Source organism: Stenotrophomonas maltophilia, from assembly GCF_003970865.1.
Lineage (GTDB): Bacteria > Pseudomonadota > Gammaproteobacteria > Xanthomonadales > Xanthomonadaceae > Stenotrophomonas > Stenotrophomonas maltophilia_AR.
In genome coordinates this window covers 23,094-43,368 of record NZ_RXLZ01000008.1, presented here as the reverse complement: position 1 = coordinate 43,368, position 20,275 = coordinate 23,094, and the positions used below count along the sequence as shown (strand labels likewise).

At 66.7% G+C, this 20,275-nt stretch carries 15 protein-coding genes and 3 tRNA genes; 10 read left to right on the top strand and 8 right to left on the bottom strand.

The window, feature by feature from the left end; genetic code table 11:
- Positions 1 to 57 precede the first annotated feature (57 nt).
- Positions 58 to 1,446 (top strand): cation:proton antiporter domain-containing protein, encoded by a 1,389-nt coding sequence (locus EKL94_RS04205; protein ID WP_126928111.1) that lies wholly within the window; start codon positions 58 to 60, stop codon positions 1,444 to 1,446.
- Between the two features lie 82 nt (positions 1,447 to 1,528).
- Here the strand turns inward: EKL94_RS04205 and EKL94_RS04200 are convergent, their stop codons facing one another.
- On the bottom strand, positions 1,529 to 3,856 hold the full coding sequence (locus EKL94_RS04200) for a penicillin acylase family protein (protein ID WP_126928110.1): 2,328 nt from the start codon (positions 3,854 to 3,856) through the stop codon (positions 1,529 to 1,531).
- A 124-nt stretch (positions 3,857 to 3,980) separates the two neighbouring features.
- Between EKL94_RS04200 and bfr the strand changes: the two genes are divergently transcribed.
- A complete protein-coding gene (gene bfr / locus EKL94_RS04195) occupies positions 3,981 to 4,469 on the top strand; it encodes a bacterioferritin (protein ID WP_010486279.1) in 489 nt (162 codons plus the stop codon).
- 380 nt (positions 4,470 to 4,849) lie between these two features.
- Here the strand turns inward: bfr and parC are convergent, their stop codons facing one another.
- Positions 4,850 to 7,093, bottom strand: coding sequence for a DNA topoisomerase IV subunit A (parC, locus tag EKL94_RS04190; RefSeq protein WP_126928109.1), 2,244 nt, complete (start codon positions 7,091 to 7,093; stop codon positions 4,850 to 4,852).
- 60 nt (positions 7,094 to 7,153) lie between these two features.
- Positions 7,154 to 8,035 carry a helix-turn-helix domain-containing protein gene (locus EKL94_RS04185; protein WP_185829985.1) on the bottom strand — a complete coding sequence of 294 codons (882 nt, stop codon included), beginning with the start codon at positions 8,033 to 8,035 and terminating at the stop codon, positions 7,154 to 7,156.
- A gap of 172 nt (positions 8,036 to 8,207) precedes the next feature.
- Here EKL94_RS04185 and emrR point away from each other — a divergent pair, with 172 nt between their 5' ends.
- From emrR to emrB, 4 genes are read left to right on the top strand one after another with little or no spacing between them, the layout of a single operon-like run.
- Complete coding sequence (gene emrR, locus EKL94_RS04180) at positions 8,208 to 8,651, top strand: multidrug efflux system transcriptional regulator EmrR (protein WP_126928107.1); 444 nt, start codon at positions 8,208 to 8,210, stop codon at positions 8,649 to 8,651.
- Positions 8,648 to 10,141, top strand: a complete 1,494-nt coding sequence (gene emrC, locus EKL94_RS04175; RefSeq protein ID WP_126928106.1) for a multidrug efflux transporter outer membrane subunit EmrC — start codon at positions 8,648 to 8,650, stop codon at positions 10,139 to 10,141. The genes emrR and emrC overlap by 4 nt, the downstream gene beginning before the upstream one ends.
- An 11-nt stretch (positions 10,142 to 10,152) precedes the next feature.
- A complete protein-coding gene (gene emrA, locus EKL94_RS04170) occupies positions 10,153 to 11,331 on the top strand; it encodes a multidrug efflux MFS transporter periplasmic adaptor subunit EmrA (protein WP_126928105.1) in 1,179 nt (392 codons plus the stop codon).
- Positions 11,332 to 11,338: 7 nt separating this feature from the next.
- Complete coding sequence (emrB, locus tag EKL94_RS04165; RefSeq protein WP_126928104.1) at positions 11,339 to 12,925, top strand: multidrug efflux MFS transporter permease subunit EmrB; 1,587 nt, start codon at positions 11,339 to 11,341, stop codon at positions 12,923 to 12,925.
- Positions 12,926 to 13,001: 76 nt separating this feature from the next.
- Here emrB and EKL94_RS04160 read toward each other — a convergent pair whose 3' ends face one another.
- From EKL94_RS04160 to EKL94_RS04150, 3 genes are all read right to left on the bottom strand, one after another.
- Complete coding sequence (locus EKL94_RS04160) at positions 13,002 to 13,664, bottom strand: hypothetical protein (protein WP_126928103.1); 663 nt, start codon at positions 13,662 to 13,664, stop codon at positions 13,002 to 13,004.
- 161 nt (positions 13,665 to 13,825) lie between these two features.
- A tRNA-Leu gene (locus EKL94_RS04155) sits at positions 13,826 to 13,912 on the bottom strand.
- A 50-nt stretch (positions 13,913 to 13,962) separates the two neighbouring features.
- Positions 13,963 to 14,862 (bottom strand): LysR family transcriptional regulator, encoded by a 900-nt coding sequence (locus EKL94_RS04150; protein ID WP_126928102.1) that lies wholly within the window; start codon positions 14,860 to 14,862, stop codon positions 13,963 to 13,965.
- A 99-nt stretch (positions 14,863 to 14,961) separates the two neighbouring features.
- Here EKL94_RS04150 and EKL94_RS04145 point away from each other — a divergent pair, with 99 nt between their 5' ends.
- Positions 14,962 to 15,708 (top strand): sulfite exporter TauE/SafE family protein, encoded by a 747-nt coding sequence (locus EKL94_RS04145; protein WP_126928101.1) that lies wholly within the window; start codon positions 14,962 to 14,964, stop codon positions 15,706 to 15,708.
- A gap of 82 nt (positions 15,709 to 15,790) precedes the next feature.
- Here EKL94_RS04145 and EKL94_RS04140 read toward each other — a convergent pair.
- Together EKL94_RS04140 and EKL94_RS04135 are read right to left on the bottom strand one after the other, a co-directional pair.
- Positions 15,791 to 15,877 (bottom strand) — tRNA-Leu (locus tag EKL94_RS04140).
- Positions 15,878 to 16,082: 205 nt separating this feature from the next.
- Positions 16,083 to 16,167 (bottom strand) — tRNA-Leu (locus EKL94_RS04135).
- Between the two features lie 129 nt (positions 16,168 to 16,296).
- Between EKL94_RS04135 and rnr the strand changes: the two genes are divergently transcribed.
- From rnr to rlmB, 3 genes are all read left to right on the top strand, one after another.
- On the top strand, positions 16,297 to 18,756 hold the full coding sequence (gene rnr / locus EKL94_RS04130; RefSeq protein WP_126928100.1) for a ribonuclease R: 2,460 nt from the start codon (positions 16,297 to 16,299) through the stop codon (positions 18,754 to 18,756).
- Positions 18,757 to 18,841: 85 nt separating this feature from the next.
- Entirely contained in the window at positions 18,842 to 19,324 is a 483-nt protein-coding gene (locus tag EKL94_RS04125) for a GFA family protein (RefSeq protein ID WP_126928099.1), read from the top strand.
- Between the two features lie 156 nt (positions 19,325 to 19,480).
- The gene (rlmB, locus tag EKL94_RS04120; protein WP_005408775.1) at positions 19,481 to 20,224 is read left to right on the top strand and encodes a 23S rRNA (guanosine(2251)-2'-O)-methyltransferase RlmB; all 744 of its coding nucleotides are present in this window, start codon (positions 19,481 to 19,483) and stop codon (positions 20,222 to 20,224) included.
- The last annotated feature ends 51 nt before the right edge of the window (positions 20,225 to 20,275 follow it).

Below are 20,275 nucleotides of genomic sequence, written 5' to 3'. Positions count from 1 at the left end.
AAACGACTTAATCCCCTCCGTCCCCTTTTTGTATGATCGCCCCCTGCGCATTGGGGAATGTTCATGGACGTACAGGCAGGCGGCAACGTGCCGCCCACGAAATGGGGATGGCGTTATCTGGCCTGGGCCGGTGTCCCGCTGCTGGCCGGCGTGCTGCTGGCGCGGTATGCCGGGCCGGCGGCGCCCGAGGCGGTCGCCCGTGCCACGGTTGCTGCCGAAGGCAGCTGGGCGCAGCATCTGGCGTCACCGCTGGGCCTGTTCCTGCTGCAGCTGCTGGTGTTGCTGCTGGTGGCCAAGGGCGCAGGTGCGCTGCTCAAGCGCTTTGGGCAACCGGCGGTGATCGGCGAGATGGCCGCAGGCCTGATGATGGGGCCGCTGGTGCTCGGCAGCCTGTTGCCGCAGTTGCATGGTGCCCTGTTCCCGGTCAGTTCGCTGGGCCCGCTGGGAATGCTCAGCCAGCTGGGCGTGCTGATGTTCCTGCTGGTAGCCGGTGCCGAGCTGGACCTGGCGGCGCTGCGTGGGCGGCGACGCTTCGCCTTCACGGTCAGCCATGCCGGCATCGCGGTCCCGTTCGTGCTCGGCGTCGCCCTCGCGATCTGGCTGTATCCGCAGCACGGCCCGCAGGGCGTGGGCTTCACTGCATTCGCGCTTTTCGTTGGCATTTCGATGAGCATCACGGCCTTCCCCGTGCTGCTGCGCATCCTTGCCGACCGCGGCATCACGCAGACGCCGCTGGGGCAGACCGCCATCGCCTGCGCGGCATTGGGCGATGCCACCGCATGGTGCCTGCTGGCGCTGATCGTGGCGGCTGCACAGGCCAGCGGATGGCTGCCGGCAAGCCTCAACCTGCTGTGCGTGGTCGCCTTCATGGCGCTGATGCTGGGGCTGGTGAAGCCGTGGTTCGCGCGCCAGCAGATCGCACCGGGCCGTGAAGGGCGCTGGCTGCTCGGCATCCTGCTGCTGTCGCTGGGCAGTGCCCTGATCACCGAGATGCTGGGCATCCACGCGCTGTTCGGTGCCTTCGCTGCGGGCGTCGCGGTATCGTCCAACGCGCAGCTGCGCGACCTGTTGATGGCCCGCGTCGAACCGTTTGCGGTGACCCTGCTGTTGCCGTTGTTCTTCGCCATGACCGGCCTGCGCATGCGCGCCGATGCGCTGCAGGCCAGCGACATCGTGTTGTGCGGGGTGGTGATCGTGGTGGCCACGGCGGGCAAGCTGCTGGGTACCTTCAGTGCTGCACGCAGCGCGGGCATGCCCACGCGCGAGGCGTGGCGGCTGGGTGCACTGATGAACACCCGTGGCCTGATGGAGCTGATCGTGCTCAACCTGGGTTACGAGCTGGGGCTGCTCGGCGACCGCCTGTTCGCGGTGCTGGTGATCATGGCGCTGGTGACCACGGCGATGACCGGGCCGCTGCTGAACCTGATCGAGCGTCGCAGGGCTTGAGCGTTGAACGGTAGTGCCGGCCGCTGGCCGGCATCCATGCCGGTGTGTCCAGCATCATGAGGTTGCCGGCCAGCGGCCGGTACTACCGCGCCGGCACCAGCGTCATCGTGTGCTGTGCCTTGCCAGGCAGGAACGGCGTCGGCCGCCCATGCACCCAGTCTTCGTGGCCGGCGCCCCAGTACGGCGACAGCGGGTGCCCGCTCTGTCCGCCGGGCATGTGCACGATGCCGTCGGCCTCGTGGCCGGGCGAGACCACCATGCGTTCGGAGGCACCGAAGTTGGGCGTCTGCACGCGTGGCATGTCACGGTCGCCGGGCAGCTGGTCGGCGGGCATGCACAGCCAGCGCTTGGCGACCTCGGGCAACGCCCGTGCGATGGGGTGGCAGAGCGCCGCGGTGTTGCGTTCGCCCCAGGTGCGCTTGGCCAGCGGGCCCTGCTTGGCCAGCTCGCTCTCGGTGCGGCGTGCGGCATCAAGCAGCAGCGTGTCCCAGCTGTCGTAGGCCGGTGGCAGCAGATTGGCGGGGCGCTGCTGCAGCATCGGCCAGGCCACACCTTCCAACTGCGCCAGGCGCGGATCCAGATAGTCATCGCCCAGCTGTGCGTTGGCCGGCGCCAGCAGTGCATCGGACAGGGTATCCATCACCTGCGTGCGGAACTCGCGCACCACCCGGTAGCTGACCGAGCTGGCCGAGGCCCGGCCGCCCCACTGGTGACTGACCGCCTTCAAGCGCTTCAGTGCAGGGTCGTCACTGCGTTCGATGACGTCGTGCAGCAGGGCCCACCAGCGCTGCAGGAACACGGCGCGGTCGTCGAGCTGGATCGCCAGCAGGTCGTGTTCGTCGAAGCGCTCCTGGATCGCCAACAGGTCGCGGATCTGCCGCGCACGGGCGCCGAGGTCATAACCACCGTTGCCGACGGTAGCCAGCGCCTCGCCGTCGAGGACACGACCGTTGGCGGTCCACAAGCGATGGTTGGGGGGATCGATCAATGCCGGCGAGGCATCACTGCGGATCGGCCACGGCGCACAGTCCTGGTTGCTGGCGGCGGTGAAGCCCGCAGGCGCACAGCCGGGACCGCGATCAGGGCGGGCGCCGATCAGCCGCCAGGCGATGCGTCCGCTGCGGTCGCCGACCACCAGGTTCTGTGCGGGAATGCCGGCGCGGTCGGCGAACTGCAGGGCACCGTTCAGGTCAGCGGCACGGGCCAGGTCACCGAAGTCCAGGCGCACCGCACCGGGCAGGTGGGCGACCCAGCGCAGCGCATCGCCGCTGCCGTCGGCATGGGTATGCAGGATCGGACCCCAGGCGGTTTCGCGCACCGGGAACAGCACGTCGGCCTGGCCAGCCACGGCGATGCGCTCTTCATGCACGGTCACTGCGGCGTTGGCCGGTTCAGTGCGGTAATCGGCGGTGTCGATGTAACTGTTGGTGAAGCCCCAGGCCACGTGCCCGTTGCTGCCGACGATCACCGCCGGCAGGCCGGGCAGGGAGAAGCCGGTGACGTCGACCTGGCCGCCCGCGGCCTGCGGGTCGGGATAGCGCAGGCGCACACGGAACCACAGGCCGGGCGCGCGCAGGCCCAGGTGCATGTCGTCGGCGACGATCGCGCGACCGTCGGCGGTGAGCGCACCGGCCACCGCGAAGTTGTTGCTGCCGATGACATCGGCCTCTTCCTGCGCGGTGCCCGGTTTTCCATTCAACGTGCGCAGATCGAGCTGGCTGGCATCGGGGAGCGCGGCGTTGCCGGTCGGTTCGCCGAACAGCGGTGCATCCCATTCGGTGCCGTCGTGGGCAATCAGCGCGTACAGCGCGGGCGGCACCACTGCGCGGATGCGGCTCAGTGCAAGCTCGGTCTGGTTGTCCGGGTCCTGCAGGTCGGCATACATGGCCAGCCCGGCCAGCACGCTGTCGCTGGCCTGCCACGGTTGCGGCGACTGCCGCAGCAGCAGGTAGGCCCATGGCCGCACCGAGAGATCAGCAAGGCCTTCGTTGACGCCGTCCACATAGGCGCGCACGACCGCACCGTTGCCGCCCAGCGCGGTATCCAGATGCGCTTCGGTACGGGCGCGCAGGCGGTGCACGCGCATGCGCTTGTCAGCGTCGATGGCCTTCGGGCCAAACAGTGCGGACAGTTCGCCGGCCGCGCTGCGGCGCATCAGGTCCATCTCGAAATAGCGTTCCTGCGCATGCACGCGGCCGAGTGCGCGCATCGCGTCGGCCTGGCTGCCGGCAGTGATGGTGACCACGCCCAGCGCATCGCGCTCGATGGTGACCGGCTTGGCCAGCCCGGGCAGCGCATGCTCGCCGTCCAGGTCGGCCAGGCTGCCACGCAGCAGCAGCCACAGGACCAGTGCGGTAACCAGCACGATGGCGACCAACACGCCCAGCACCCAACGCCATGTACGTCGCATCGCACGTCCTTTCCGAACTCGTGGGCCGATTGTAGCCGCAGGCGCAACTGCGACTGATTCCGATTAGATCACCGTATTTTGAAATGCGGCACCCTATGCCACATCGATTCACAGGAGCCCCCCCATGAAAGGCAACCCGGACGTCATCGCCTGCCTGAAGGAACTGCTGCGCGGCGAGCTTGCAGCCCGCGACCAGTACTTCATCCATTCCCGCCGCTACGAGGACCAGGGCCTGTTCGCGCTGTACGAACGCCTGAACCACGAGATGGAAGAGGAAACCCAGCACGCCGATGCGCTGCTGCGCCGCATCCTGTTCCTCGGCGGCGACCCGGACATGCGCCCGCATGCCACCGAGCCGGGCAAGACCGTGGAAGAGATGCTGCAGAAGGATCTAGACACTGAATACGCGGTTCGGAACAATCTCGCCGCCGGCATGAAGCTGTGCGAAGAGAACGGCGACTATGTGAGCCGCGACATCCTGCTGGCGCAGCTGAAGGACACCGAGGAAGACCACGCCTGGTGGCTGGAGCAGCAGCTGGGCCTGATCAAGCGCATCGGCCTGGAGCTGTACCAGCTGAGCAAGATCGACGGCAACGGCGCCCCGGCGCACTGACCGCAGGTGGCGCCGGGCCATGCCCGGCGACTACCCGGTAGAGCCGACCGCTGGTCGGCTGCTCTGCGAAATGCAGCCGGCCAGCGGCCGGCTCTACCAGAAGAAGCACAGCGTTCTGTCGCCCGCCAGCACCGGAGCACCGCCAGCCAGCCTTCGCCAGCCAGCCGCTCCATCGCCCGCCAGCCGACAACGAAAAAGCCGGGGAATGCCCCGGCTTTTTCGTGTCCGGGGTCGGATCCGTTTTCAACGAAAACGGCTCTGACCCCATTGGGATCGAAAACGCCAACCGAGGTTGGCGTCTACCGGGGTAATGCGTGTCAACCAAGGTTGACACCCACCTCAACCAAGGCTGACACCCACCACGGGCAGGGCCCCAGCCCTTACTCCACCGACAACCCTTCCACCTTCTGCCAGCCGCGCGGCAGCAGGTGGCCGCGGGTGGCGCGGGCGCCGAGGTAGGCATCCAGCTCGTTGAACTTCAGGCCCATGGTGCGCTGGCCGCTGCGTACCTGCAGGGTCTGCCCCGGGCTGATCGCCACGATGGCGACCACGCGTTCAGTGGCAAGCTTGGCCTTCGGGATCTCGATGATCTTGTTGCCCTTGCCCTTGTCCAGTTCCGGCAGGTCGTTGGCGGCGATCGCCAGCAGGTTGCCGGAACTGGTCACCGCCACGATGCGGTCGGTGGCGACGTTGGCGACCACCGATGGGGTCAGCACCGACGAACCCGCAGACAGGTTCAGCATCGCCTTGCCGGCCTTGTTGCGGCCGATCAGGTTCTCGAAGCGGGTGACGAAGCCGTAGCCGTGGGTGGAGGCCAGTACGAAGCGGGTGTCCGGTTCGGCGCTGGCCAGGGTCACGAAGCTGGTACCCGCTGCCGGCGAGAAGCGCCCGGTCAGCGGTTCACCGTTGCCACGCGCGGAGGGCAGGGTGTGCACCGGCGTCGAGTAGGCGCGGCCCTCGCTGTCGAGGAACGCGACCTGCTGGGTGCTGCGCGCACGCACCGCGCCCTGCAGGGCGTCTCCGTCGCGGTAGGACAGGGCGGATGCATCGACGTCGTGGCCCTTGGCGGCACGGATCCAGCCCTTCTCCGACAGCACCACGGTCATCGGCTCGCTCGGTACCAGCTCGGTCTCGTCGATGGCCTGCGCGGCCTGGCGCTGCACCAGCGGCGAACGGCGTGCGTCGCCGAACTTCTTGGCGTCGGCGGTCAGTTCGTCGCGGATCAGCTTCTTCAGCTTGGCCTTGCTGTCGAGGATGCCGAGGATCTTCTCGCGCTCCTTGGCCAGCTCGTCCTGCTCGCCACGGATCTTCATCTCTTCCAGGCGGGCCAGCTGCTTCAGCTTGGTTTCCAGGATGTACTCGGCCTGGTCGTCGGACAGGCCGAAGCGCGCGATCAGCGCCGCCTTCGGTTCGTCCTCGGTCCGGATGATGTGGATCACCTCGTCCAGGTTGAGGAAGGCGACCAGCAGGCCTTCCAACAGGTGCAGGCGGCGCTCGACCTTCTGCAGGCGGTGCTGCAGGCGGCGGGTGACGGTGTTGCTGCGGAAGGTCAGCCATTCGCTGAGCAGCATCTTCAGGTTCTTCACCTGCGGACGGCCGTCCAGCCCGATCACGTTGAGGTTGACGCGGTAGCTGCGTTCCATGTCCGTGGTCGCGAACAGGTGGCCCATCAGCTGGTCGGCGTCGACACGGTTGGAACGCGGCACCAGCACCACGCGCACCGGATTGGCGTGGTCGGACTCATCGCGGATGTCTTCCAGCCACGGCAGCTTCTTGGCGCGCATCTGCGCGGCGATCTGCTCGATCACCTTCGACGGCGACACCTGGAACGGCAGCGCGGTGACCACGATGTTGTGCGCTTCCTTGGTGAAGGTCGCACGTGCGCGCACACTGCCGTTGCCGGTTTCGTAGATGTTGCGCAGGTCGTTGGCCGCGGTGATGATCTCGGCGCTGGACGGGTAGTCCGGGCCCTGCACGTGCTCGCACAGGTCGCGCACGCTGGCGTCGGGGTTGTCCAGCAGGTGCAGCAGCGCGCTGACGATCTCGTTGAGATTGTGCGGCGGCACGTCGGTGGCCATGCCCACGGCGATGCCGGTGGTGCCGTTCAGCAGCAGGTGCGGCAGCCGCGCCGGCATCCAGGTCGGTTCCTGCAGGGTGCCGTCGAAGTTCGGTGCCCAGTCGGTGGTGCCCTGGCCCAGCTCGCCCAGCAGCACTTCGGCGATCGGGGTCAGCTTGGATTCGGTGTAACGCATCGCCGCGAACGACTTCGGGTCATCGCTGGAGCCGAAGTTGCCCTGGCCCTCGATCAGCGGGTAGCGGTACGAGAACGGCTGCGCCATCAGCACCAGCGCCTCGTAGCACGCGCTGTCGCCGTGCGGATGGTATTTACCGATGACGTCACCGACGGTGCGCGCGGACTTCTTCGGCTTGGACGCGGCATTCAGGCCCAGCTCGCTCATCGAATAGATGATGCGGCGCTGCACCGGCTTCAGGCCGTCGCCGATGAACGGCAGGGCGCGGTCCAGGACCACGTACATCGAGTAGTCGAGGTAGGCGCGTTCGGCGTACTCGCGCAGCGGCAGTTGTTCGAATCCGTGGAACACGGGGCGGGCAAGTTCGGTCATGCGGCGTTGTTACCTGTTGTCGGGAGGCGGCGACGGCGGTCGCCGCTCGCAATCCTGTGATTATCCGGATGCGGCGGGGGATGCCAAGCCGCGCGCAGGGTCCAGCCCGGTTTCCAGGCCGTGTCCGGCCCGTGCCAGGTAGCGCCCCGGCGGCAGCCCGAAGTGGCGGCGGAACACGGTGACGAAGGCGCTGGCGCTGCTGAAGCCCAGCGCGTGGGCGATGTCGGCCACGCTTCGGCCGTCGGTCAGCTGGCGCAGGGCCTCGGACAGGCGGGCCTGCTGCCGCCACTGGGCGAAGCTGAGCGTGGTCTCGTCGCGGAAGTGACGGGTCAGGCTGCGCGGCGACAGGCCGGCCCAATGCGCCCATTCGGCCAGGCTGCGCTCGTCGGACGGGTCGGCCAGCAGCTGCGAGGCGATCTTCAGCAGGCGCCGGTCGTGCGGCATCGGCAGATGCATGCGCTGGCGCGGCGCGGTGCGGATCTCATCCAGCAGCACCTCGATGATGTGCTGGCGCTCGGGCGTGGTGCCATAGCCCAGCGGCCATTCGCAGATGCGGTCGGCCAGCGCCTGCGCCAGCTTGGACAGGCCCAGCACGCAGGGATCGGCGGGCAGGGTGGCGCAGGCCGGCGCGGCCAGAGCCATGCCCCAGCCGCGTAGCGGGCCGTCCAGGGTGACCGTATGCGGCTCCAGCGGCGGCATCCAGCCGGCCGAGCCCGGCGCCAGTGACCACGTGCCGTGCGAGGTCCGGGTGGTCAGCAGGCCGCGTTCGACACAGATCAGCTGCGCGCGCTGGTGGTGGTGCCAGTCCACTTCGCGGACCAGGCCCAGGGGGCTGTCGAAGCGGAAAGCGACAACCGGCGGCCCGTCATTGCGCTCGAACCAATCCAGCGCGTCGTCGCGCAACAACCGCTTGGAAGGGGGGATTTCTGCCTTGTTCATCATATCCGCTGGCTGAAATGTGTCATCCATTGGCTGAATTGTACTACCGGGCCACCTGACCAGATCATTAAGGTAGGCGCCTTCATTGATCCAGCCCGCTGCTGCAACACAGCATTCGATGCCAGATCGAATATTTCCATTGAGAAATATTTTTTTTGGAAGAGAATGCTCCCCCATGATCTGTCCTGCAACCACTCCCCCCAGCTTCGGCCTGCTGCTGCGCCAGGTGCGCGACGGCCTGGTCCGTCAACTCGACGCATCCATGGCCGAAGAAGACCTGGGTATCGGCTTCACCCATTACATCGGGTTGAAGGTGCTTTCCAACATGGCCCCGTGCACGGCCAACGAGCTGGCCCAGGCCATCGACCAGGTGCCCAGTGCGGTGACCCGCTTGCTGGACAAGCTGGAGTCGCTGGGCTGCGTCCGCCGCGAACCGCATGCCCAGGACCGGCGTGCGCTGCAGATCGTGCTGACCGATGAAGGCCGCGCACTGTGGGCGCGGCTGAAGCTGCGCGGCGACGCGGTGATGGATTACGCCCTGCGTGATCTTTCCGCCGACGAGCGCACGCTGCTGCTGTCCCTCCTTACCCGAATCCGCGATTCCCTGACGACCCCATGAACCCGATCCCGCATTCCACTCTCCGCCGGTCCGGGCGCGCGCTGCTGGTGTCAGCGCTGGCCCTGGCCCTGGCCGCCTGCGCCAGCAGTCGTGGCCTCAACCCGCAGGGCCACCTGCTCGACGTGGACAGCCTGCACAGCGAACGCACCCTGGCCGACACCGACCTGAGCGCCACCGGCTTCCCGGCGCAGGACTGGTGGAAGGCACTGGGCGATGCGCAGCTGGACGCCCTGGTTGCCGAAGGCCTGGCCGGTCACCCGAGCCTGGACGCCGCCGATGCGCGCCTGCGCCAGGCCCAGTCGCAGGTGGGTACCGCGCGTGCCGATCGTCTGCCGAGCCTGTCGGTGTCCGGTGGCTATACCGGCCTGCGCCTGCCTGAGTCGATGGCAGGCAGCGAGATGGGTGGCCACTACGCCGGCAGCAGCCAGGTCGCCTTCGACTTCAGCTATGGCGTGGACCTGTGGGGTGGCAAGCGCGCTGCCTGGGAAGCGGCCGTGGACGGCGCCCATGCCGCCACTGTCGAAGCCCAGGCTGCACGCCTGAACCTGTCCACCGGCATCACCCAGGCCTATACCGACCTGGCCTATGCATGGCAGCTCAATGACGTGGCCGAAGAAGAGCTGGGCCGCTCGCAGAAGTCGCTGGAACTGACCCGCCAGCGCCGCAGCGCCGGCATCGACAGTGATCTGCAGGTGCGCCAGGCCGAGGCCCGCGTGCCCGCCGCGCAGCAGCAGGTGCAGGCCGCGCAGCAGCGCATCGATGCCGCCCGCACCGCGCTGGCCGCGCTGGTCGGCAAGGGCCCGGACCGTGGCCTGTCGATCCAGCGCCCGCAGGCACTGAACCCGATGGCACTGCAGTTGCCGGGCGTGCTGCCCAGCGAACTGCTGGGTCGTCGCCCGGACATCGTTGCCGCGCGCTGGCGCGTGGAAGCGGCCGACAAGCAGATCAAGGTAGCCAGGACCAAGTTCTACCCGAGCTTCAACCTGACCGCGCTGGCCGGCGTGGTCGCCCCGAACGTGGGTGACCTGCTGAAAAGCAGTTCAACCTTCGCCTACATCGGCCCGGCGCTGAGCCTGCCGATCTTCGAAGGCGGCAAGCTGCGTGCCAACCTGGCCAACACCGATGCGCAGTACGACCTGGCGGTGGCCAACTACAACCAGACCGTGCTCGATGCACTGCGCGACGTCGCCGACCAGGTCAACGCGGTGCGTTCGCTGGCGCAGCAGGCGCACTCGCAGCAGCAGGCAGTGGATACCGCTCGTTCGGCCTTCGACCTGGCCCAGCAGCGCTACCGCGCCGGCATCGGCAGCTACCTGGACGTGCTGACCGCACAGTCCACCCTGCTGCAGTCGCAGCAGCAGCTGGCCGGCCTGCAGTCGCAGCAGGTGCAGACCTCGGTACGCCTGAGCAAGGCGCTGGGCGGTGGTTTCCAGCCCACTGACGCCGACCGCGCACCGATCGCCTCCCATTCCGATTCCTCGCATTCCTGAAGACTTCCGCCATGAGCCAGACCCAAGACACTGCGGCCCCGGCCGCCCCCAACCGCCGCGGCAACCTGCTGCGCGGCCTGTTCGTGATCGTCGTGCTGCTGCTTGCCGCACTGGCGCTGTGGTACTTCATGTTCGGCCGTTGGTTCGAAGAGACCGACGACGCCTACGTGCAGGGCAACCAGGTGCAGATCACCCCGCTGGTGGCCGGTACCGTGGTCGCCATCAACGCCGATGACGGCATGCGCGTGGAGCGCGGCCAGCTGCTGGTACAGCTGGATCCGGCCGACACGTCGGTGGCGCTGCAGCAGGCCGAAGCCAACCTGGCCAAGACCGTGCGCCAGACCCGTGGCCTGTACCGCAGCGTGGAGGGCGCGCAGGCGGACTTGAACGCCCGCCAGGTGACGCTGAAGCGCGTGCGCGAAGATTTCGCCCGTCGCAAGGACCTGGCCGCCACCGGTGCCATTTCCAATGAAGAACTGGCCCATGCCCGTGACGAGCTGGCCGCTGCCGAAGCCGCCGTGGCCGGTTCGCGCGAGACCGTCGAGCGCAACCGCGCGCTGGTCGACGACACCGTGATCGCCACCCAGCCGGACGTGCAGGCGGCCGCCGCGCAGCTGCGCCAGGCCTTCCTCAACAACGCCCGCGCCGGCATCGTTGCGCCGGTCACCGGTTTCGTCGCCCGTCGTTCGGTGCAGGTCGGCCAGCGCGTGCAGCCGGGCAATGCGCTGATGGCCGTGGTGCCGACCGAGCAGATGTGGGTCGAGGCCAACTTCAAGGAAACCCAGCTGCGCCACATGCGCCTGGGCCAGGAAGTGGAACTGAAGTCGGACCTGTACGCCGGTGACGTGAAGTACAAGGGCCGCGTCCAGAGCCTGGGCCTGGGCACCGGTTCGGCGTTCTCGCTGCTGCCGGCGCAGAACGCCAGCGGCAACTGGATCAAGATCGTGCAGCGCGTGCCGGTACGCATCGCCATCGATGCCAAGCAGCTGGCCGAGCACCCGCTGCGCATCGGCCTGTCGATGAAGGCCGAAGTGAGCCTGCGCGACCAGAAGGGCGAAGTGCTGCCGAGCACCCCGGCCAAGGGCACGGTGTTCGACACCGACGTGTATGCCAAGCAGCTGCATGATGCCGATGAGGTGATCCACACGATCATCCAGGGCAACCTGCCGCAGCAGGCGAAGGTGGGCTGAGGTCGCCATGTCCGCACAAGCTCCAGCCGCGCCCGGCGCTCCGGGCGCACCGGCGGCGCAGGGTGCGGCCTCCGGGTTCCTGCCGCCCAGCGTCGCCCTGTGCACCGTGGGCCTGGCGATGGCGTCGTTCATGCAGGTGCTCGACACCACCATCGCCAACGTCTCGCTGCCGACCATCGCCGGTAACCTCGGTGCCAGTTCGCAGCAGGCCACCTGGGTCATCACCTCGTTCGCGGTCAGCACGGCCATCGCGCTGCCGCTGACCGGCTGGCTCAGCCGCCGTTTCGGCGAACGCAAGCTGTTCGTCTGGGCCACGCTGGCCTTCGTCATCACCTCGCTGCTGTGCGGCCTGGCGCAGAGCATGGGCATGCTGGTGCTGTCGCGTGCGCTGCAGGGTTTCGTGGCCGGCCCGATGTACCCGATCACGCAGTCGCTGCTGGTGTCGATCTATCCACGCGAGAAACGCGGGCAGGCATTGGCGCTGCTGGCGATGATCACCGTGGTGGCGCCGATCTGTGGGCCCATCCTCGGTGGCTGGATCACCGACAACTACAGCTGGGAATGGATCTTCCTGATCAACGTGCCGCTGGGCATCTTCGCTGCACTGGTAGTGGGCAACCAGCTGAAGGGGCGCCCGGAGCACATCGAGAAGCCGAAGATGGACTACGTCGGCCTGGTCACCCTGGTGATCGGTGTCGGTGCGCTGCAGCTGGTGCTCGACCTGGGCAATGACGAGGACTGGTTCTCGTCGATGAAGATCGTGGTGCTGGCGTGTGTGGCCGTGGTCACGCTGACAGTGTTCCTGATCTGGGAACTGACCGACAAGGATCCGATCGTCGACCTGAAGCTGTTCCGGCATCGCAACTTCCGCGCCGGTACGCTGGCGATGGTGGTGGCGTACGCGGCGTTCTTCAGCGTGGCGTTGCTGATCCCGCAGTGGCTGCAGCGTGACATGGGCTACACCGCGATCTGGGCGGGCCTGGCGACGGCGCCAATCGGCATCCTGCCGGTGATCATGACCCCGTTCGTGGGCAAGTATGCATCACGCTTCGACATGCGCATGCTGGCCACGGTGGCGTTCATCGTGTTGTCGATGACCAGTTTCCTGCGTTCGAACTTCAACCTGCAGGTGGACTACAACCATGTAGCGGGCGTACAGCTGATCATGGGCATCGGCGTCGCGCTGTTCTTCATGCCGGTGCTGCAGATCCTGCTGTCGGACCTGGATGGGCGCGAAATCGCGGCGGGCTCCGGCCTGGCCACCTTCCTGCGTACGCTGGGCGGCAGTTTCGCGGCGTCGCTGACGACGTGGCTGTGGGCGCGGCGCACCCAGGTGCACCATGCCGACCTGACCGAGCACATCTCGGTCTATCAGCCGGGGATGCAGGACCAGGTGGCAGCGATGGGGCAGGGCGACCTGCAACATGGCGCAGCGGTACTGAACAACATGATCAACCACCAGGCATCGCAGATGGGCTTCAACGACATCTTCTTCCTGCTGGGCTGGATCTTCCTGGCGATCATCGCGTTCCTGTGGCTGGCCAAACCGCCGTTCGGCGCAGGCGCAGGTGCGGCCGCCGGTGGCGGGCACTGATTGATTGTTGTTGCTGAAAAACGAAAACCCGCCGTAAGGCGGGTTTTTTGTTTGCAGTCCCACTGTTAGTGGACGACTACGGAGTTGGCTCAGATTCAGCGGCTCGCTTCAGCATCGCTGCGGCCCTATCGAGTTTGGAGGTGAAATCGATAAGGGCTGCACTGAGCAGGAATGCACCCAGCAGCGAGAACGCGACGGCGTAAGGGAATTGATTCCACTGCTCCCAGAGCCCATATTCGACCCCTTTTTGGTAAATGGGGGTTGATGCCGCAGACAGGCCGACAATAACTGCGGTAAGGCCGTGACGTCGCATCGCCAGTGACGACTCCAGTACGTACTGCTCTGCGCGCAGCCTCAAATCGGATTGGGCGAACGGGCGGAGAGCAAGCAAAACGCTTTCGGCATGCAGTCCGCGGCGATCAATTGCGGCATGCATGGATTGAGAGCCATTGAAGAGCGCAACGATGGCTGTCGCTGCGGTGACTGCCACCCACAACAGTCCTAACACAAGGATCAGGATCGCAATCCCCCACGCCATAAGGCGCAGATCCGGATGTGGTGCCAAGCCCCATGCAACGGCGACCGCAAGCAAAATTACCAGGAAGACCGCATAGACTGACAGTACCACGCGATCAAAGGTACTCAGGAAGGTCTTCTGACCGCTGTCGAACAGGATCTTGAAAAGTTCTTTCGAGGGCGGAAGAGGCTGTGATGGTGGCGAAGTCGACTGTTCAGGCATCGTCATCTGCTCATGGGCAAGGCACACAAGAATGAGGGCAGCGAGTCTCGGGGGACGAGACCATCATCCGAAGTTGCCGAATCGTCACTCGTCCGTTTGGAGGAGCCAAACCCCGGAAATGAAAAAACCCGCTTGCGCGGGTTTGATCATTTGCTGAGTCATGGTGCCCAGGAGAGGACTCGAACCTCCACGAAGTTGCCCCCGCTAGCACCTGAAGCTAGTGCGTCTACCAATTCCGCCACCTGGGCGACTCAGGAGACGAATTATGGGGAACGACAGAAGATGTGTCAACAACATTTCACACTTTTTTCTGCGGCTGCACGCCCAGGTGATGCAGCAGGCTGCGCATCGCCGGTGACAGCTGCGTCCACTCGGCAAAACACGCACACAGGCGACGTTGTGCCCATGCATCGGCGAGCGGCACGGCGACGGTACGCGTGCTGCGCCGATGCTGGCGGGCGATGGTTCGCGGCACGATGCCGACGCCAATGCCGTGGCCGACCATGATGCACACGCCTTCGAAGGTCTTCATGCGGATGCGCACGTCCAGGCGCCGCCCGATGTCGCGCGCCTGGTCCTCGATGTAGGTCTGCAGTGCATTGCCATCGGCCAGGGCGACGAAGGTCTCGCCGGCAACCTCGGCGAAAGCCACGTTGCGCCGCGATGCGAAGCGGTGGTCTGCGGGCAGCAGCATCACCAGTGGATCTTCGGCGACCACATGCTGCTGCAGGCCGGCAGCGTCGACCGCATCACTGATGATGCCGGCCTCGGCCTGGCCAGCGCTGATCGCACGCACGACTTCGGGGCTGGTGCGCTCCAGCAGTTCCACGTGCAGGCGTGGGCGTTCGGCCAGCCACGGTGCCAGCCGCGAGGGCAGGTAGTTGGTCAGTGCTGCGGTGTTGGCATAAAGATGCAGGGTGCCGCGCGCACCATGCGCGAACGCCTGCAGTTCGCCGCGCAGCTGCGTCTGCTGCTGCAGGATCAGGCGTGCATGGTGGGCGAGGGCGGCGCCGGCTTCAGTCAGGCTGACGCCACGTGGATGCCGGTTCAACAGCGGGGTGCCGGCATCGGCTTCGATCGTGCGCAGGCGTTCGCTGGCCGAAGCCAGTGCCAGGTTTGCCTGCGCTGCGCCGGCCGTGATGCTGCCCGCCTCGGCAATCGCCAGGAACAGGCGCAGGTCGGCGATATCCATCCGCATGTGATGCCCTCATCGCAACGCCTGCGCCTTCGGGTCAGCCGAAGGCGAGGCTGGGAAGACCGCATTGTGCGCCGAGCGGCCGGTCGATCCAATGAAGGCATGAATGAATCGATGTACTTCTACGTGCTGCTGGTGGTGGTGTTCGTGCTGGCCGGTGTGGTCAAGGGCGTGACCGGCATGGGGTTGCCGACCGTGGCGATGGGTCTGCTCGGTGGCACGCTGTCGCCGGTGGCGGCGGCATCGATGCTGTTCATCCCCACCTTTGTCACCAATGCGTGGCAGCTGTTGTCCGGGCCGTCGCTGGGCCACATCGTGCGGCGCCTGTGGCCGATGATGCTGGCGGTGGTGGTGGTGACGCTGGGTTCGGCAGCGCTACTGGTGCGGGTCGATCGTACCTGGTCGCGTGTTGCACTGGGCGTGGCGCTGGTGGTCTATGCGGCCTATGCCCTGCTTGCGCCGGTGTTCCGCGTGCCGCAGCGGCGCGAGCGTTGGCTGGGGCCGCTGGTGGGGGCGTTGTCGGGCGTGGTGACCGGCGCCACCGGCGTGTTCGTGATGCCGGCGGTGCCGTACCTGCAGTCGCTGGGGTTGCAGCGCGAGGAGCTGGTGCAGGCGCTGGGGCTGGCCTTCACCGTGTCGACGATTTCGCTGACCACTGGCCTGGTGCTGCACGGCGCATTCGGCATCCAGCAGCTGGGGCTGAGTGCCTTGGCGGTGCTGCCGGCATTGCTGGGCATGTGGCTGGGGCAGGTGATCCGGCAGCGGATCAGTGCCCGGGTGTTCCGTGCCTGTTTTCTCGGGTTCCTGCTGCTGCTCGGCCTGGAGCTGGTGCTGCGGCCGTTGTTCTGACGGTGTGCGCGGTCGGCGCTACAAAAGCCCGAATCACAGGCAAGAAAAAACCCGCTTGCGCGGGTTGTTTTCTTTCTCGACATGGTGCCCAGGAGAGGACTCGAACCTCCACGAAGTTGCCCCCGCTAGCACCTGAAGCTAGTGCGTCTACCAATTCCGCCACCTGGGCGTCGAGGAGCGAGATTATGGGGTGTTGTTATGGGGGTGTCAACACTTTTTCTGGATCCGGGGTCGGATTCCGTTTCGTGTGCGAAACGGGCTCTGACCCCATCCAACGCGCTTGGGGTCAGGGCCCTTTCCTTTGGAAAGGGATCCGACCCTGTCGCCGGATGACAGGCAAAAAAAATCCCCGCCGAAGCGAGGAGTTTTTTCGTTGGTGCCCAGGAGAGGACTCGAACCTCCACGGTTTTACCCGCTAGTACCTGAAACTAGTGCGTCTACCAATTCCGCCACCTGGGCGTTCCAGAGGCGCAATTGTGAAGATGAATCCGCAGACTGTCAACGATTTCCAACAAATATTTCACGCGGCACCTCCAACGGTGAACGCTGACCCGTTCTGCACGCCGTCAACGGCTACCATGTAGGGCGATGACTACCAAAAAACCAAGCAAGGGCGGGAGCACCTCCCGCAGCCAGGCCCCGAAGAAGGGCGCCAAGGCGGGCACAGCCCGCGCCACCAAGCCGGGCAAGCCGTTGCCGGGCTGGTTCCCTGAATTGAATGAAGGCGGCGCACCACCGCGTGGCCGCAAGGTCCGCAGTAGCGACGCACCGGGCCCGGCCCCGGGCCGCAAGCTGCCGCCGACCGGCAAGGTGATCGACGATCCCTATGCCGCCCGCGAAGCCGAGAAATACGAACAGCCCATCGCCAGCCGTGAGGCCATCCTGGCCTTGCTGGAGCGCTGCGAAGGGCCGCAGACCGCCGAGGAACTGGGCGCGCGCCTGGGCCTGACCGCTCCGGACCGGGCCGAGGCGCTGTCGCGCCGGCTCGGCGCCATGGTCCGTGATGGCCAGCTGGTGCAGAACCGTCGGGGTGGCTTCGCGCCGATCCAGACCCTGAACCTGGTCACCGGCGTGGTGATCGCCAACCCGGAAGGGTTCGGCTTCCTGCGCCCGGTCGAAGGGGGGGACGACCTGTTCCTGCCGCCGTATGAAATGCGCAAGGTCATGCACGGCGACAAGGTGCTGGCCCGCGTGACCGGCATCGATCATCGCGGTCGCCGCGAAGGCAGCATCGCCCGCGTGCTCGAGCGTGGCATGACCCGTCTGATCGGTCGCTTCAGCATCGAGATGGGCATCAACTACGTGGTGCCCGACGACAAGCGCGTGCAGCGCAACGTGCAGGTGCCGCCGGACCAGACCGGTGGCGCGCGCGATGGCCAGCTGGTGGTCTGCGAACTGACCCAGGCGCCGGACAGCCGCCGCCCGCCGATCGGCCGCATCATCGCCGTGCTCGGCGACAAACTGACCGCCTCGCTGGTGGTGGAAACCGCCATCCACGGCCATGAACTGCCGTTCGAGTTCCCGCAGGAAGTGCTGGACGAAGCCGCCTCGGTGCCGCTGGTGGTCGAACCGGCGATGATCGGCGACCGCGTCGATCTGCGCAGCACGCCGCTGGTCACCATCGATGGCGAGGATGCCAAGGACTTCGACGACGCGGTGTACTGCGAGCCGAATGCCGATGGCTTCCGCCTCGTGGTGGCGATTGCCGACGTCTCGAACTACGTTCGCCCCGGTACGCCGCTGGATGAAGAGGCGCAGAAGCGCGCCACGTCGGTGTACTTCCCGGGCTTCGTGGTGCCGATGCTGCCGGAGACACTGTCCAACGGCATCTGCTCGCTGATGCCGAAGGTCGACCGCATGTGCTTCGTCTGTGACATGCAGATCGACCGCGACGGCCTGGTCACGCATTCGCGCTTCTACGAAGCGGTGATGAACTCGCATGCGCGCCTGACCTACACCCAGGTGTGGAAGGCGGTGGGCGAGGACGATGCCGATACCAAGGCCTGGATGGGCGACCTGCTGCCGCAGGTGCAGCGCCTGCACCAGCTGTACAAGGTGCTGTCCAAGGCGCGTGCCAAGCGTGGCGCCATCGAGTTCGAAAGCAGCGAAGTGCGCTTCGTGCTGGACAACCGTGGTGAAGTGACCCAGGCCGGCATGCTGGTGCGCAACGACGCGCACAAGCTGATCGAGGAATGCATGATCGCGGCCAATGTGGAGGCGGCAAAGTACCTGCTGTCGCGTCACGTGCCGGCCCCGTACCGCATCCACGAGAAGCCGCCGGAAACCAAGTACGCCGACCTGCTGGAATTCCTCAAGGAGTTCAAGCTGAGCCTGCCGCCGTGGTCGAAGGTGCGCCCGGGCGATTACACCAAGCTGCTGAAGAAGATCCGCGACCGCCCCGATGCCACGCTGCTGGAATCGGTGCTGTTGCGCAGCCAGAGCCTGGCGATCTACAGCCCGGAAAACCACGGTCACTTCGGCCTGGCACTGGAGGCGTACGCGCACTTCACCTCGCCGATCCGCCGCTATCCCGACCTGCTGGTGCACCGCGCGATCAAGCACGCGTTGTCCGGCAAGCCGCTGGACAAGTTCACCTACAACGCGCGCGAAATGGCTGCGCTGGCGCTGCAGTGCTCCGAGCGCGAGCGCCGTGCCGATGAAGCCGAGCGCGAGGTCGACGAGCGCTACCGCGCGGCGTGGATGGAAAAGCACGTGGGCGGCCAGTTCGACGGTGTGATCAGCGGTGTGACCAGCTTCGGCCTGTTCGTGGAGCTTGATGAGTCGAAGGTGCAGGGCCTGGTGCACGTGACCCAGCTGCCGCAGGACTATTACAAGTTCGACGCGACCCGCAAGACGCTGACCGGCGAGCGCCGCGGCAGCAGCTACCGGCTGGGTGACCGCGTGCGGATCCTGGTGCTGAAGGCGAGCATGGAAGAGCGCAAGATCGACTTCCGCCTGGTCGAGCACAAGGGTGAGGACGAGGGCGATGGCCTGCCGCCGCTGCCCGAGCGTGGCAAGCCGGCCAAGCGCACCAAGAAGCAGTATTGAAAGGTGTGCCGACCAACGGTCGGCACCCACCGCTCGTCAGGTGGGTGTCGACCTTGGTCGACACGATCTTCTGGAGGAACTCACCATGCAGGGCCAACCCGAATACAGCGGCGGCTGCCAGTGCGGCGCGATCCGCTTCCAGGCACGTGGCGAGCTGACCGACAGCTCGATCTGCCATTGCCGGATGTGCCAGAAGGCCTTCGGTGCCTACTACGCGCCGCTGGTGTCGGTGCGCGGCGCGCAGTTCAGCTGGACCCGCGGCCAGCCGCGCTATTTCCAGTCGTCCAATGTGGTGCGGCGCGGCTTCTGCGCCGACTGCGGTACGCCATTGACCTATGAGGCGCCCGATGGCGTGGCGGTGGCTGCCGGCGCGTTTGACGAACCCGAACGCCTGCCGCCGACGATCCAGTATGGGGTCGAGCGCAAGCTGCCCTTCGTCGACCGCCTGGCCAGCCTGCCGGCGCGACGTACCGAGGAAGACATCGCCGCGCTGGACTTCCTGGCCACGATCGTGTCCCACCAGCACCCCGACCACGACACCCCGCACTGGCCGCCGCGCAGCCGGTAATGCGCCTGTAGCGCCGAGCCCACGCTCGGCTGCTCCGGGTTCAGGCTTCATCGGCTCCCGCCAGCCGAGCATGGGCCCGGCTCCACAGAGGGCCGGTCGCAGCGCCCGGCCCGCCGATGCTCTACCATAGCCACCCCCTTTCCGGTCCCCGCCCGCATGAGCAAGAACAGCCAGTGGATTGTCGGCGTCAACGCCGTCGCCTCCTCCATCGAGAACGACGCCGAGAACGTCCGCGAAGTGCTGGTCGAGGCCGGTGCGAAGAACCCGCGCCTGACCGAAATCGAGGAAAACGCCCGCCGCAAGGGCATCGACGTGCGCAAGGTGAACAGCCAGGCGCTGGACGGTGTCGGCGGTTCGGTGCGCCACCAGGGCGTGGCTGCACGCTATGCCGCCGCCCGCACCTACAGCGAGAACGAGCTGGAAGGCCTGGTCACTGCAGCCGAGGGCAAGGCCCTGCTGCTGGTGCTGGACGAGGTGCAGGACCCGCACAACCTGGGTGCCTGCCTGCGCTCGGCCGCCGCCGCCGGTGCGACTGCAGTGATCATCCCCAAGGACAAGTCGGCCACGGTCAATGCCACCGTGCGCAAGACCTCGGCCGGTGCCGCCGATCTCATCCCGGTGGTGGCGGTGACCAACCTGTCGCGCTGCCTGAAGGACCTGCAGAAGCAGGGCGTGTGGATCTACGGCCTGGCCGGCGAAGCCACCGCCTCGCTGTACCAGCTGGACCTGAAGGGCAACATCGCCCTGGTGCTGGGTGGCGAGGCCGATGGCCTGCGCCGCCTGACCCGCGAGAACTGCGATGGCCTGGTCAAGATCCCGATGCCGGGCGAGATCGAGAGCCTGAACGTGTCCGTCGCCGCCGGCGTCAGCCTGTTCGAGGCTGTGCGCCAGCGCGGTTGATCGGCAGGAGGGGCCCTGCCGACCAAGGTCGACACCCACCGGGTAGTCGCC

What these genes read in the sequence shown, in the direction of transcription:
- EKL94_RS04205 (WP_126928111.1), top strand. Translation starts at nt 58, where the DNA reads ATGTTCATGGACGTACAGGCAGGCGGCAACGTGCCGCCCACGAAATGG.
- EKL94_RS04200 (WP_126928110.1), bottom strand. Translation starts at nt 3,856, where the DNA reads ATGCGACGTACATGGCGTTGGGTGCTGGGCGTGTTGGTCGCCATCGTG.
- bfr (WP_010486279.1), top strand. Translation starts at nt 3,981, where the DNA reads ATGAAAGGCAACCCGGACGTCATCGCCTGCCTGAAGGAACTGCTGCGC.
- parC (WP_126928109.1), bottom strand. Translation starts at nt 7,093, where the DNA reads ATGACCGAACTTGCCCGCCCCGTGTTCCACGGATTCGAACAACTGCCG.
- EKL94_RS04185 (WP_185829985.1), bottom strand. Translation starts at nt 8,035, where the DNA reads ATGATGAACAAGGCAGAAATCCCCCCTTCCAAGCGGTTGTTGCGCGAC.
- emrR (WP_126928107.1), top strand. Translation starts at nt 8,208, where the DNA reads ATGATCTGTCCTGCAACCACTCCCCCCAGCTTCGGCCTGCTGCTGCGC.
- emrC (WP_126928106.1), top strand. Translation starts at nt 8,648, where the DNA reads ATGAACCCGATCCCGCATTCCACTCTCCGCCGGTCCGGGCGCGCGCTG.
- emrA (WP_126928105.1), top strand. Translation starts at nt 10,153, where the DNA reads ATGAGCCAGACCCAAGACACTGCGGCCCCGGCCGCCCCCAACCGCCGC.
- emrB (WP_126928104.1), top strand. Translation starts at nt 11,339, where the DNA reads ATGTCCGCACAAGCTCCAGCCGCGCCCGGCGCTCCGGGCGCACCGGCG.
- EKL94_RS04160 (WP_126928103.1), bottom strand. Translation starts at nt 13,664, where the DNA reads ATGCCTGAACAGTCGACTTCGCCACCATCACAGCCTCTTCCGCCCTCG.
- EKL94_RS04150 (WP_126928102.1), bottom strand. Translation starts at nt 14,862, where the DNA reads ATGCGGATGGATATCGCCGACCTGCGCCTGTTCCTGGCGATTGCCGAG.
- EKL94_RS04145 (WP_126928101.1), top strand. Translation starts at nt 14,962, where the DNA reads ATGAATGAATCGATGTACTTCTACGTGCTGCTGGTGGTGGTGTTCGTG.
- rnr (WP_126928100.1), top strand. Translation starts at nt 16,297, where the DNA reads ATGACTACCAAAAAACCAAGCAAGGGCGGGAGCACCTCCCGCAGCCAG.
- EKL94_RS04125 (WP_126928099.1), top strand. Translation starts at nt 18,842, where the DNA reads ATGCAGGGCCAACCCGAATACAGCGGCGGCTGCCAGTGCGGCGCGATC.
- rlmB (WP_005408775.1), top strand. Translation starts at nt 19,481, where the DNA reads ATGAGCAAGAACAGCCAGTGGATTGTCGGCGTCAACGCCGTCGCCTCC.